Genomic DNA, 12,020 nt, shown 5'->3' with positions numbered 1-12,020 from the left:
GGGCATGCTTGGCGCCGTTTAGGGTGCGGCCAAGGTTTGAAACGCCGTGTTTGCTGTTGATTGGCGTTGAACGTGCCCCTGTGGATATCGCTTGAAAGCGGCATCTTGAGTTGCTTTGGCCAGACCGGAATGCGCCGCGTCTGCCATCAAAAACAGGATCATTTGAAAAATGGCCACATACGACATCCTGATTGCCGATGATCACCCTCTGTTTCGAAGCGCCCTGCATCAAGCGGTGACGCTGGGCCTTGGCCCGGATGTGCGGCTGGTGGAAGTGGCGAGCATCGCCGAGCTGGAAGCGCGCCTGACCGAAAAGGCTGACTGGGATCTGGTCCTGCTGGACCTGAACATGCCCGGCGCTTTCGGGTTTTCCGGGTTGGTCATGCTGCGCGGCCAGTACCCGCAGATTCCAGTGGTGATGGTTTCGGCGCAGGAAGAAGCTTCGGTGATGGTCAAATCCCGTGAGTTTGGCGCCAGTGGCTTTATTCCCAAGTCCAGCGACCTCAGCGTGATTCAGGAAGCCGTGCGCAAAGTGCTCGACGGCGATGTGTTCTGGCCACCGCAGGCGTTCGAAGCGGTGAGCGTTTCCGACGAAGCCAAAGCCGCCAGCGATGGTCTGGCCAGCCTGACGCCGCAGCAGTTCCGTGTGTTGACCATGGTCTGCGAAGGTTTGCTGAACAAGCAGATTGCCTATGAGTTGAGTGTGTCGGAAGCGACCATCAAGGCCCACGTCACGGCGATCTTTCGCAAGCTGAATGTGCGCACCCGCACGCAAGCGGCTTTACTGCTGCAACAACTTGAGTCAATTCCGAGCCAATAATGGCTGGCGTCTTCACGCTTTTTTGACTTTTGTTGATCTAGCTTTCCCACTTCTTTTTGGTTGGTTTCTACTTTATGTCACCTTTTAAGGGCCAGACCGGCCTGAAACGCATCCTCAACGCTTCCGGCTACTCGCTGGACGGTCTGCGCGCAGCCTTCACCGGTGAGGCGGCATTCCGTCAACTGGTGCTGCTTAATTTCGTGCTGGTTCCGCTGACGTTCTTCCTCAATGTCAGCCGTGTCGAACAGGCCTTGCTGATTGCCGTGTGCCTGTTGGCGCTGATCGTCGAGTTGCTGAATTCGGCTGTGGAAGCGGCCATCGACCGCATCTCGCTGGAACTGCATCCGCTGTCAAAGAACGCCAAGGACATGGGCAGCGCCGCGCAGTTCGTGGCATTCAGCATGATCGCGCTGGTGTGGGCAGTGATTCTGCTTTAAGCGATTGTCGGCAAAACGATCTCGTCGCTGCGCTGCACCCCGGCGGTGAAAGCGCGGCACAGCTCGAGAAACTCGCGCATGGCCGAAGTCTGGTATTTCTGCTTGTGCCAGATGAAGTAGAACTGCCGCGCCAAGTCCAGATCCGGCGTCTCCACCGGCACCAGACTGCCGCGGCGGAACGCATCACGCAGCGCCAGCCGTGAGATGCAGCCAATCCCCAGCCCCGATTCCACCGCGCGTTTGATCGCTTCGGTGTGCTCAAGCTCCAGACGGATATTCAGCGAGCTGCGATGGTGCCGCATGGCCTGATCGAAGGTCAGCCGCGTGCCGGAACCCTGTTCGCGCAGAATCCACGCTTCGTGAGTCAACTCTTCCATGCTCGCGCTGCCGCGTTGGGCCAGTGGATGCTGCGGCGCGCAGAACACCACCAGCTCATCCTCGACCCAGCTCTGCACTTCGATGTCCGGGTGGCTGCAATCGCCTTCGATCAGACCCAGATCAATTTCGTAGTGGGCGACTTGTTGCACGATATTGGCAGTGTTCTGTACATGCAGCTTCACCTGACTTTCCGGATGGCGCTGCATGAAGCTGCCGATCAACAGGGTCGCCAGGTAGTTGCCGATGGTCAGCGTCGCGCCGACTGACAGCGAGCCGAAACCGGATTTGCCGTTGAGCAGGTCTTCGATTTCCTTGGCCTGATCGAGCAGGGCCACCGCCTGCGGCAACAGCTGTTTGCCGAGGGCGTTGAGGCTCAGCCGTTTGCCGGCGCGATCGAACAGCTGGCAGCTGGATTGGCGCTCGAGCTCGGTGATCGAGGTGCTGGCGGCCGACTGCGAGAGGTTGAGCAGACCCGCAGCACGGGATACGCTTTCCTGCTGGGCGACGGCGACGAAGACTTGCAGTTGACGGAGAGTAAATCGCATATCGATATAACCGATAACCCTTATCTTAATAATCCAGTTAACAGATATTGTCGTCGCTATTAGAATGCGATGCAATTGCGCACCGTCGCCTTCAAAAGCCAGCGCAGACCCAATCTCCAGGAGTCAAACGTACATGAGCAACATGAACCACGAGCGTGTCCTCAGTGTTCATCACTGGAACGACACTCTGTTCAGCTTCAAGTGCACCCGCGATCCGGGCCTGCGCTTCGAGAACGGTCAGTTCGTGATGATCGGCCTGCAACAGCCCAACGGCCGCCCGCTTATGCGCGCTTACTCGATCGCCAGCCCGAACTGGGAAGAGCATCTGGAGTTCTTCAGCATCAAGGTGCAGGACGGCCCGCTGACCTCGCAGCTGCAGCACTTGAAGGAAGGCGACGAGATCATCATCTCGAAAAAGCCTACCGGCACCCTGGTTCTCGACGACCTGAACCCGGGCAAGCACTTGTACCTGCTGAGCACCGGCACCGGTCTGGCGCCGTTCATGAGCGTGATTCAGGACCCGGAAACCTACGAGCGCTTTGAAAAAGTGATCCTGGTGCACGGCGTGCGCTACGTCAACGAAGTCGCCTACCGCGAATTCATTACCGAGCACCTGCCGCAGAACGAGTTCTTCGGCGAAGCGCTGCGTGACAAGCTGATCTACTACCCGACCGTGACCCGCGAGCCTTTCGAGAATCAGGGCCGCCTGACCGACCTGATGCGCAGCGGCAAGCTGTTCAGCGACATCGGCCTGCCGCCGATCAACCCGCAGGACGACCGCGCGATGATCTGCGGCAGCCCGAGCATGCTCGACGAGACCAGCGAAGTGCTTGATAGCTTCGGTCTGAAGATCTCGGCGCGGATGCGCGAGCCGGGTGATTACCTGATCGAGCGTGCATTCGTCGAGAAGTAAGCCCCAAAACTGTAGGAGTGAGCCTGCTCGCGATAGCGATGGATCAGTCAAGATGGATGTCGACTGACACGGCCCTATCGCGAGCAGGCTCACTCCTACAGAAAAGCAAAAAGCCCGCGTTGCCTGTGAAGGCAGCGCGGGCTTTTTCGTTTCCGGGGTCAGGCCCCGGCAGGGATGACTTCGAGCACGCGGATCTGCTCAGGCGTCGGGTAATGCCAGCGTACGTCCAGATCCCAGAACTGCGCACCGTATTCACGCTCAGGTACCGGGGTTTGGTACGCCGGACGCGGATCCTGAGCCAGACACTGTTCAATCAGCTCAACCAGCGGCTCGTCGAGGCGCTGAGCGTGTGTGTGCGCTTGTTTCAGCGCCGAGTCCGTCCACTGCACGTCAATCAACTGCGGTGCTGCACTGGCGATGCTGTTGGAGGCTTCGGGGATGATATCGGCATAGGGCACGTAGGGTTTGACGTCGAGAACCGGCGTGCCGTCGAGCAAATCGATGCCTGAGATGAACAGGCGATTGGCTTCGACCTTGTCCAGTTTCACCACAGACTGGCCGATGCCGTTGGGGCGGTGAGTCGCGCGGGTGGCGAACACGCCCATGGACTTGTTGCCGCCCAAGCGGGGCGGACGGACTTTCAGCCGTGGTTTTTCTTCCAGTGCCTGATGAAACAGAAACAGCAGCCAGACGTGACTGACCTGTTCCAGGCCTTGCACGGCGTCACCCTGATCGAACGGCGCCACCAGTTCCAGCACTCCACGGGCGGCGGGGGCCAGTTGTGGCTGGCGGGGGATGGCGAATTTCTCCTTGAAGCAGGAGCGCACGAAGCCGATGGGGGAGACGCTGTAAGTCATGGTTTGCATTCGAAGCGGGGCAGGGGTGGGCATGATAACCCGACAGGCCTCAAGTCTGGTGGTACCAGGACCGGCCTCTTCGCGAGCAGGCTCGCTCCCACAGGGGTTGTGTGCATGACACAGATCCAAAGTGGGAGCGAGCCTGCTCGCGAAGGCCGCACCGCCGATCTCAGAGGCTAAACCCACCATCCAACGGAATAATATTCCCCGTCATATAAGCCCCAGCCGTACTCGCCAGACTGATCGCCAACGCCGCCATCTCCTCTTCACGCCCCCAGCGTTTCATCGGAATCAACGCCGTATCCTCAGCCAGCGCCTTCTCATCATTGCCAATATGCTGCGTCATCTTGCTCGGAAAACGCCCCGGCGCGATCACGTTGACATTGATGTGCTGGCTCACCAGCTCCCGCGCGAGAATCCGCGACAACTGATGCAGGGCCGCCTTGCTTGGCCCATAGGCATACGCCTGCTCGCCAAACGAAGAAATCCCCGCCACCGAACCAATGTTGATAATCCGCGCCGGATTCGCCGCCGAGCCGGCCTTGCGCAACAACGGCAGAAACTGCTGGATGCAGGTGAACACCGACGTTACGTTGAGCTGCATGACCTTCTCCCAGCCTTTGACCGGGTAACTCTCCAGCGGCGCGCCCCAGGTGGTGCCGGCATTGTTCACCAGAATATCCAGATGCGTGATCTGCTCGCCCAGGCGCGCGGCCAGTTCCTGCACGCCTTCTTCCGTCGCCAGATTCGCCGCCACGCCGTGGCACTTGCCCAAGGCGCTGAGCTCTTCAGCGGTTTGATGGCAGGCTTCGGCGTCGCGCGAGCAGACGTAAACGCGCGCGCCGGCCTCGACAAAGGCTTTGGCGATCATTTTGCCGATACCACGGGTGCCGCCGGTCACCAGAGCGGTGCGGCCTTGCAGGGAGAAATACGGGTGCATGGCGAGTCCTGAGGATTAGGGATCAGTACACTCTAGGCCATGCGGCCAGCTTCTAGTTGCAAGCTACAAGCGGCAAGTAGAAGCGAAGTGGCAACTTGCAGCTTGCAGCTCGAAACTTGTAGCTGCTGTTTACGCTCTCACGCGCAGCGTGAGACCCTTGAGGAAGTTACGCAGCAACTGGTCGCCGCACGGGCGATAGTTGGTGTGGCCGACCTTGCGGAACAGCGCGCTCAGCTCAGGCTTGGACACCGGGAACTCGGCCGCCTTGAGGATTGCGTGCATGTCGTCTTCTTTCAGTTCGAAAGCGACGCGCAGCTTTTTCAGGATGATGTTGTTGGTCACTGGCACTTCGATCGGCTGTGGCGGACGGCTTTCGTCCTTGCCACGTTTGAAGATCACCAGGCCGTCGAGGAAGTGTGCGATGACTTCGTCCGGGCAGCGCACGAAACCTTCTTCGTCTTCTTCTTTCTTGTCGAGCCAGGTCACCACGTCGGCGAGCGCTACTTCCATGCCGCCGATTTTGATGATCTCGACAACCTTCTTGTCGCTGATGTCGAGCATGTAGCGCACGCTGCGCAATACGTCGTTATGAATCATGTGAGTAATCCTGATAAGCGTTGTGGGCAGCACGCGGGCGCGCTGCCGGAATGTGTGGCGGCAGTGGAAGTCTTAGAACTTCTCTTTGCCGGACAGGTAGCGCCATTGGCCGACCGGGACCTTGCCGATCGAGACGCCGCCGATGCGGATGCGGCGGATGCCGATGACCTTCAGGCCGACCGCTTCGCAGAACTGGGCGATGATTCCCGGCTGCGGATTTTTCATCGCGAAGCGCAGACGGTTTTCGTTCTGCCAGCTGGCCTTGACCGGCGGCAGCTCCTTGCCCTTGTGCGTCAGGCCATGCTGCAAGCGATTGAGGCCGTGGGCGACCATGTCACCTTCGACTTCGACCACGTATTCCTGCTCGATCTTCGCGGCGTCAGCGGTGAGCTTGCGGAGGATTTTCCAGTCCTGAGTGAATACCAGCAGCCCGCTGGCCTTGGCTTGCAGATCGGCGCTGGCGGTCAGGCGCAGGAAGTGCCCGCGCAACGGGCGCTTGCTGAAGCGGTGTTCTTCGCTGAGGGTTTCGGCGCTCAGCGATTGCATGGCGGTCTCGACGTCCATGCCGGCCGGCGCGTTGAGCAGAATGGTCACCGGCTCCGGCGCGGTGGCCTTGGCGTCCTTGTCGAGCTCAACCTTCTGCTCACCGACCTTGAATTGCGGCTCGTCAATCACTTCGCCGTCCACGGTGACCCAGCCGCCCTCGATGAACAGCTCGGCCTCCCGGCGGGAGCAACCGACCAGTTCGATGAGGCGTTTGGAGAGGCGAATCGGGTCAGTCATGACAGGGCCGTAACAAAAAAGGGGTGGGCATTGTACCTGTGTGGCGCCGGTTAAGCCCGGTTCCATTTCGGTAATGCTTTTTGTAGGAGTGAGGCTGCTCGCGATAGCCATCTGATATTCGACATTGATGGTGGCTGATCTGGCGCTATCGCGAGCAGGCTCACTCCTACATTGGGTTGTGTTGTGTCAGCCGTTGCTGGAGCGCTGCTGATTCTGGCGCAAGCGCATGTGCAGCAACGGATACGGCTGGCCCATGCCATCGACCTCCGAGCGGCCGATGACCTCGAAACCTTGCTTGAAGTAGAACCCCAAGGCTTGCGGGTTCTGCTCGTTGACGTCCAATTCATCGGCGTTCAGGTGCTGCATGGCGTAGTTAAGCAATTTTTTGCCCAGGCCCTGGCCGCGAAAATCCGGGTCGATGAACAGCATTTCAATCTTCCCCGCCGCGACCCCGGCAAACCCGGTGATGCGCTGGTTGGCGTCCTTGGTGCAGATCAGCATCACCGCATCGAGATAGCGGTTGAGCACCAGATTGCGCAGCAGCTCGATATAGCTGTCCGGCAGAAAATCATGGGTTGCGCGAACCGAGGCCTCCCAGACCCGGGTCAGTTCCTGATAATCGCTGAGTTTCGGCGTGTGGATGACCGAATGGTGACGCATGCCCGTCTGCCTCTTGTCCGTTTCAAGGGAGTCCGTCCCCCGCTAAACGATAGCCGTAAAAAAGCCCCGCATCTCGTAAAAAGAGCGGGGCTTTGTGTATTTGTTGCGGTGTCTGGCTGGATACTTCTGTCGCCAGCAAGATCTCTCCCCCTCACCCCAACCCTCTCCCCCAAGGGGGCGAGGGGGAAGGGAGCTGAGCTTCGTGCTTTTCAAACCTGAGTTCGACCGGATAGCTCAGGTCGATGTACCTCGAAAGAACAACACGGTCAGCTCCCTCTCCCTTTGGGAGAGGGCTGGGGTGAGGGGCTTTTGACCTTAGATCTGCTCAGCCCACAGGTCATATTCGTCAGCGTCAGTAACCTTGCACCAGACCTTGTCACCCGGCTTCAGATTGCTGCCGTTATCAATAAACACGTTGCCATCGATTTCCGGGGCATCGAAGAAGCAGCGGCCGACCGCGCCTTGCTCGTCGACTTCGTCCACCAGCACTTCGATTTCACGGCCGATACGCATTTGCAGGCGTGCCGAGCTGATCGCTTGCTGGTGCGCCATGAAGCGATCCCAACGATCCTGCTTGACGTCGTCCGGTACGATCTCCAGATCCAGATCATTGGCTGGAGCGCCTTCAACCGGCGAGTACTGGAAGCAGCCGACGCGGTCGAGCTGGGCTTCGGTCAGCCAGTTCAGCAGGTACTGGAAGTCTTCTTCGGTTTCGCCCGGGAAGCCGACGATGAAGGTCGAACGGATGATCAGGTCCGGGCAGATTTCGCGCCAGTTCTTGATCCGCGCCAGGGTCTTGTCTTCGAAGGCCGGGCGTTTCATCGACTTCAACACTTTCGGGCTGGCGTGCTGGAACGGGATGTCCAGGTACGGCAGGATCTTGCCGGCAGCCATCAGCGGGATCAGCTCGTCAACGTGCGGGTACGGGTAAACGTAATGCAAGCGGACCCAGACGCCCAAAGTGCTCAAAGCTTCGCAAAGCTCGGTCATGCGGGTTTTCACCGGCGCGCCGTTCCAGAAACCGGTGCGGTATTTCACGTCAACGCCGTAGGCGCTGGTGTCTTGGGAAATGACCAGCAACTCTTTAACGCCGGATTTGACCAGACGCTGAGCTTCGTCGAGCACATCACCCACCGGACGGCTGACCAGTTTGCCGCGCATCGACGGGATGATGCAGAACGAGCAGCTGTGGTTGCAGCCTTCGGAAATCTTCAGGTAGGCGTAGTGGCGCGGGGTCAGTTTGATGCCTTGCGGCGGCACCAGGTCGATCAGCGGGTTGTGATCCTTACGCGGTGGCACCACTTCGTGCACGGCGTTGACCACTTGCTCGTACTGCTGCGGACCGGTCACGGCCAGTACGCTCGGGTGCACGTTGCGGATGTTGCCTTCTTCGACGCCCATGCAACCGGTGACGATGACCTTGCCGTTTTCCTTGATCGCTTCGCCGATCACTTCCAAAGATTCAGCCTTGGCCGAATCGATGAAACCGCAGGTGTTGACGACTACAACGTCGGCGTCCTGATAGGTGGACACCACGTCATAACCTTCCATGCGCAGCTGGGTCAGGATGCGCTCGGAGTCGACCAGTGCTTTCGGGCAACCCAGAGATACAAAGCCAACCTTTGGATTGGCCGGCGCAGGAGTGGTGGACATGTCTAACCTCGGTATTTTGTGACATCGCTTTCTTGGTGCGAAAGCCGACGGACGGGCGCTTAGGGCGCGCCTCTGATCAAAAAGTGCGCAATTCTAGCGGCGGGCAACGCACTTGACCAGCTTTATGCAGGGAAATACGACGAGTGCTGCGCTATGCTTCGCGCCGTTGAGCTTTACCAATTTTTTACAGTCAACAAAACGTCTGTAACAACAGGTAAAACAGCGCATGCTGCACCACAAAGCATAGTGCTTCATTCAAGAAGCCGGTTCTGAGAAGTAGGAGTGTTGGATGGGTCAGGCAAGTAGTCATGCGGCGGGCGCCGAGAATTCGACGGCAAAGCCGATCGGCATGCTGGTCGCCGCGGTCGGGGTGGTTTACGGCGACATTGGCACTAGCCCGCTGTACACCCTCAAAGAAGTCTTCGCAGGTCATTATGGTGTGCCGGTCAACCACGATGGAGTCTTCGGGATTCTGTCGTTGATTTTCTGGTCGCTGATCTGGGTCGTCACCATCAAATACGTGTTGTTCGTACTGCGCGCTGACAACCAGGGGGAAGGTGGGATCATGGCGCTGACCGCTCTGGCGCGACGTGCATCCAGCCGCTACCCGAAACTGCAAACGGTGCTGGTGATTCTGGGCCTGATCGGTGCCGCGCTGTTTTACGGCGACAGCATGATCACGCCGGCCATCTCCGTATTGTCGGCGGTTGAAGGTCTGGAGCTGGCTTTCGACGGGCTTGAGCGTTGGGTGGTGCCACTGTCGTTGATCGTACTGGTGGCCTTGTTCCTGATTCAGAAACACGGCACCGATCGCATCGGCAAGTTGTTTGGCCCGGTAATGGTGGCGTGGTTTCTGGTGCTGGGCACTCTGGGTGTCAACGGTATCGTCAAGCACCCTGAAGTGCTGAGCGCATTGAACCCGGTGTGGGGCGTGCGTTTCTTCATCGTACATCCTGGCATGGGCGTAGCGATCCTCGGTGCGGTTGTGCTGGCGCTGACCGGTGCCGAAGCCCTTTACGCCGACATGGGGCACTTCGGCCGCAAGCCTATCGCCCGCGCCTGGCTGATTCTGGTGCTGCCGGCCCTGGTGCTGAACTACTTCGGTCAGGGCGCGTTGCTGCTGGAAAACCCGGAAGCGGCGCGTAACCCGTTCTACCTGCTGGCACCGAACTGGGCACTGGTGCCGTTGGTGGTGTTGTCGACCCTGGCCACGGTCATTGCTTCGCAGGCGGTGATTTCCGGCGCGTTCTCGTTGACTCGTCAGGCCATCCAGCTCGGCTACATTCCGCGCATGCACATTCAGCACACGTCCAGTGCCGAACAGGGCCAGATTTACATCGGCGCGGTGAACTGGGCGCTGATGGTGGGCGTGATCCTGCTGGTCATCGGCTTCGAATCCTCGGGCGCGTTGGCGTCTGCTTACGGTGTGGCCGTGACCGGCACGATGCTGATCACCAGCATCCTGGTGTCGGCGGTGATCCTGCTGCTATGGAAATGGCCGCCGCTGTTGGCGGTGCCGATTCTGCTCGGGTTCCTGTTGGTCGATGGTTTGTTCTTTGCTGCCAACGTACCGAAGATCATCCAGGGCGGTGCCTTCCCGGTGTTGGCGGGTATTGTGCTGTTTGTCCTGATGACCACTTGGAAGCGCGGTAAGGAACTGCTCGTCGATCGCCTCGACGAAGGAGCGCTGCCGCTGCCGATCTTTATCAGCAGCATTCGCGTGCAACCGCCGCATCGTGTGCAGGGCACCGCCGTGTTCCTCACCGCACGCTCCGACGCCGTGCCGCATGCGCTGTTGCACAACCTGCTGCACAACCAGGTGCTGCATGAGCAAGTGGTGTTGCTGACCGTGGTCTACGAAGACATCCCGCGTGTGCCGCCATCGCGACGCTTCGAAGTCGAAGCCCACGGTGAAGGCTTCTTCCGGGTGATCCTGCACTTCGGCTTCACCGACGAGCCGGACGTGCCGCAGGCGCTGAAGCTGTGTCATCTGGATGATCTGGACTTCAGCCCGATGCGCACAACCTACTTCCTCAGCCGCGAAACGGTGATTGCCTCGAAACTTGAGGGGATGGCGCGTTGGCGTGAAGCGCTGTTTGCGTTCATGTTGAAGAATGCCAATGGGAATTTGCGGTTCTTTAATTTGCCGTTGAATCGGGTGATTGAGTTGGGGACGCAGGTGGAGATGTAAGCCTGACCTCAACTGAAAAGCCCTCGTCAGCCTTGTGGTTGGCGGGGGCTTTTTTGTACCTGCACATAAACTTCAAACCCACCACAAATCCCCTGTGGGAGCGAGCTTGCTCGCGAAGGCGTAGTGTCAGTCGACAAATCTTTTAACTGATCCACCGCTTTCGCGAGCAAGCTCGCTCCCACAGGGTATTGGATTGAATCAAGAGGTGCGTTCAGGCAGATCAGCTTCAGACTCGGTCTTTGTGCGAGCAGGTCTTGGGATCAACGCCTGAATCACATCATCAAGCAAAGCCTTGCCCATCACTGTCAGGTAATGCGCAGCCCAGGCATGGTGGTCGGTGTCTCTGATGAAAGCCGCATCCTCGGCGAAGGATTTGGCGAGGGATAGCAGGTCGGAGGATTGGGACAAGGCCTCGATGATCGGGATGCCGGCGCGGACGTTGAAGAACGCTTGATCCGAGTTGTAGAGGAAGGGGGTGAAGCCGATGGTTTTAAGATCAGATGGATTGTTCATTGTCAGTTCCCTTGATTTCGAGAGCTGCCGCATCCGATACCAAGCGAATGGGTGGCAGCTGTGCGCAGGTTGGTAAACCGGGGAATCAAGGAAACCGGCACGCCCGAAAGCGTCCCACGCACAGCTGCCATAACACTGGGGCTCGGACGGGATTTCGCCTGAGTCGTGTCGGGTGCGCTGTTGCGCCTTATTCCACCGGGTTACCAAGCCCGATCGCTGAATGGGTCAGCGACATCCGGAGAGTATCCCGTCGAAAAACAGCGCAATAGAGCGGCACAGCGCCCCAACAAGAGTTTCGGAGTTTGCCTACAAGGTCTGTGGGCGTCATCTGATATTGCGAGACTGGAAGTAAACGATACTAAACGTCTGACACGAACTGGCGTGTGCAAATGAGCGAGGCATGTATGACGGCATCATCGGAACAAGAAAAGCATGATGATCTCGAGAACCTTCGAATTGAAGCCGAAGCGATGGAACGATTGATCAACCTCGATCCGGCTCAAGCGATCAGTCATGACGATATGCGGGCAAGGTACGCCTGCCAGGACTGACGATTATTTGAGTCCAGCGCAATTCCCTTGTAGGAGTGAGCCTGCTCGCGATAGCGGTGTGTCAGTTGGCAAATAGGTGGCTGACACTGCGCTATCGCGAGCAGGCTCACTCCTACAGGGGAAGGGGTTCATCGTCCGAGATGTAAAAAGCCCCCGCAACCGTGAAGTTGCGGGGGCTTTTT

At 58.7% G+C, this 12,020-nt stretch carries 14 protein-coding genes; 5 read left to right on the top strand and 9 right to left on the bottom strand.

All coding sequences use genetic code 11. The features are described from left to right. Nucleotides 1-18 precede the first annotated feature (18 nt). On the bottom strand, nt 19-177 hold the full coding sequence (locus tag CKW17_RS30330) for a hypothetical protein (protein WP_176470048.1): 159 nt from the start codon (nt 175-177) through the stop codon (nt 19-21). On the opposite strand from CKW17_RS30330, the gene erdR reads away from it, so the two are divergent. Both erdR and CKW17_RS06535 read left to right on the top strand, forming a co-directional pair. Then, entirely contained in the window at nt 170-820 is a 651-nt protein-coding gene (gene erdR, locus CKW17_RS06540; RefSeq protein ID WP_095119237.1) for a response regulator transcription factor ErdR, read from the top strand. The two genes, CKW17_RS30330 and erdR, sit on opposite strands and share 8 nt — an antisense overlap. 74 nt (nt 821-894) lie before the next feature. Then, a complete protein-coding gene (locus CKW17_RS06535; RefSeq protein ID WP_095119236.1) occupies nt 895-1,257 on the top strand; it encodes a diacylglycerol kinase in 363 nt (120 codons plus the stop codon). Here the strand turns inward: CKW17_RS06535 and CKW17_RS06530 are convergent. Beyond that, nucleotides 1,254-2,180, bottom strand: coding sequence for a LysR family transcriptional regulator (locus CKW17_RS06530; protein ID WP_064393117.1), 927 nt, complete (start codon nt 2,178-2,180; stop codon nt 1,254-1,256). The two genes, CKW17_RS06535 and CKW17_RS06530, sit on opposite strands and share 4 nt — an antisense overlap. Nucleotides 2,181-2,313: 133 nt before the next feature. Here CKW17_RS06530 and fpr point away from each other — a divergent pair, with 133 nt between their 5' ends. Next, the gene (gene fpr, locus CKW17_RS06525; RefSeq protein WP_007908723.1) at nt 2,314-3,093 is read left to right on the top strand and encodes a ferredoxin-NADP reductase; all 780 of its coding nucleotides are present in this window, start codon (nt 2,314-2,316) and stop codon (nt 3,091-3,093) included. A gap of 158 nt (nt 3,094-3,251) precedes the next feature. Here fpr and tsaA read toward each other — a convergent pair whose 3' ends face one another. From tsaA to rimO, 6 genes are all read right to left on the bottom strand, one after another. After that, entirely contained in the window at nt 3,252-3,950 is a 699-nt protein-coding gene (gene tsaA / locus CKW17_RS06520) for a tRNA (N6-threonylcarbamoyladenosine(37)-N6)-methyltransferase TrmO (RefSeq protein ID WP_176470047.1), read from the bottom strand. 169 nt (nt 3,951-4,119) lie between these two features. Next, nucleotides 4,120-4,890 (bottom strand): SDR family oxidoreductase, encoded by a 771-nt coding sequence (locus CKW17_RS06515; protein ID WP_095119234.1) that lies wholly within the window; start codon nt 4,888-4,890, stop codon nt 4,120-4,122. A gap of 129 nt (nt 4,891-5,019) precedes the next feature. Then, entirely contained in the window at nt 5,020-5,487 is a 468-nt protein-coding gene (locus CKW17_RS06510) for a DUF1456 family protein (protein ID WP_095119233.1), read from the bottom strand. Between the two features lie 72 nt (nt 5,488-5,559). After that, nucleotides 5,560-6,270, bottom strand: a complete 711-nt coding sequence (locus CKW17_RS06505; protein WP_095119232.1) for an rRNA pseudouridine synthase — start codon at nt 6,268-6,270, stop codon at nt 5,560-5,562. 186 nt (nt 6,271-6,456) lie between these two features. Further along, nucleotides 6,457-6,930: a GNAT family N-acetyltransferase gene (locus CKW17_RS06500; protein WP_095119231.1), complete on the bottom strand. Its 474-nt coding sequence runs from the start codon at nt 6,928-6,930 to the stop codon at nt 6,457-6,459. A 315-nt stretch (nt 6,931-7,245) separates the two neighbouring features. Next, the gene (rimO, locus tag CKW17_RS06495) at nt 7,246-8,583 is read right to left on the bottom strand and encodes a 30S ribosomal protein S12 methylthiotransferase RimO (RefSeq protein WP_034154944.1); all 1,338 of its coding nucleotides are present in this window, start codon (nt 8,581-8,583) and stop codon (nt 7,246-7,248) included. A gap of 289 nt (nt 8,584-8,872) precedes the next feature. On the opposite strand from rimO, the gene CKW17_RS06490 reads away from it, so the two are divergent. Next, nucleotides 8,873-10,774, top strand: coding sequence for a potassium transporter Kup (locus CKW17_RS06490; RefSeq protein ID WP_095119230.1), 1,902 nt, complete (start codon nt 8,873-8,875; stop codon nt 10,772-10,774). Between the two features lie 198 nt (nt 10,775-10,972). Here the strand turns inward: CKW17_RS06490 and CKW17_RS06485 are convergent, their stop codons facing one another. Next, entirely contained in the window at nt 10,973-11,287 is a 315-nt protein-coding gene (locus CKW17_RS06485) for a DUF3077 domain-containing protein (protein ID WP_176470046.1), read from the bottom strand. Nucleotides 11,288-11,691: 404 nt separating this feature from the next. On the opposite strand from CKW17_RS06485, the gene CKW17_RS30325 reads away from it, so the two are divergent. Next, on the top strand, nt 11,692-11,838 hold the full coding sequence (locus tag CKW17_RS30325) for a hypothetical protein (RefSeq protein WP_176470042.1): 147 nt from the start codon (nt 11,692-11,694) through the stop codon (nt 11,836-11,838). The last annotated feature ends 182 nt before the right edge of the window (nt 11,839-12,020 follow it).

The sequence above is a fragment of the Pseudomonas sp. Irchel s3f10 genome, assembly GCF_900187515.1.
GTDB lineage: Bacteria > Pseudomonadota > Gammaproteobacteria > Pseudomonadales > Pseudomonadaceae > Aquipseudomonas > Aquipseudomonas tensinigenes.
This window is presented reverse-complemented; position numbering and strand designations above follow the sequence as displayed.

Coding starts and splice junctions, on each gene's coding strand:
- rimO (WP_034154944.1), bottom strand. CDS start 8,583: ATGTCCACCACTCCTGCGCCGGCCAATCCAAAGGTTGGCTTTGTATCT.
- CKW17_RS06515 (WP_095119234.1), bottom strand. CDS start 4,890: ATGCACCCGTATTTCTCCCTGCAAGGCCGCACCGCTCTGGTGACCGGC.
- CKW17_RS06535 (WP_095119236.1), top strand. CDS start 895: ATGTCACCTTTTAAGGGCCAGACCGGCCTGAAACGCATCCTCAACGCT.
- CKW17_RS06500 (WP_095119231.1), bottom strand. CDS start 6,930: ATGCGTCACCATTCGGTCATCCACACGCCGAAACTCAGCGATTATCAG.
- tsaA (WP_176470047.1), bottom strand. CDS start 3,950: ATGACTTACAGCGTCTCCCCCATCGGCTTCGTGCGCTCCTGCTTCAAG.
- erdR (WP_095119237.1), top strand. CDS start 170: ATGGCCACATACGACATCCTGATTGCCGATGATCACCCTCTGTTTCGA.
- CKW17_RS06510 (WP_095119233.1), bottom strand. CDS start 5,487: ATGATTCATAACGACGTATTGCGCAGCGTGCGCTACATGCTCGACATC.
- CKW17_RS06505 (WP_095119232.1), bottom strand. CDS start 6,270: ATGACTGACCCGATTCGCCTCTCCAAACGCCTCATCGAACTGGTCGGT.
- CKW17_RS06485 (WP_176470046.1), bottom strand. CDS start 11,287: ATGAACAATCCATCTGATCTTAAAACCATCGGCTTCACCCCCTTCCTC.
- CKW17_RS06490 (WP_095119230.1), top strand. CDS start 8,873: ATGGGTCAGGCAAGTAGTCATGCGGCGGGCGCCGAGAATTCGACGGCA.
- fpr (WP_007908723.1), top strand. CDS start 2,314: ATGAGCAACATGAACCACGAGCGTGTCCTCAGTGTTCATCACTGGAAC.
- CKW17_RS06530 (WP_064393117.1), bottom strand. CDS start 2,180: ATGCGATTTACTCTCCGTCAACTGCAAGTCTTCGTCGCCGTCGCCCAG.
- CKW17_RS30325 (WP_176470042.1), top strand. CDS start 11,692: ATGACGGCATCATCGGAACAAGAAAAGCATGATGATCTCGAGAACCTT.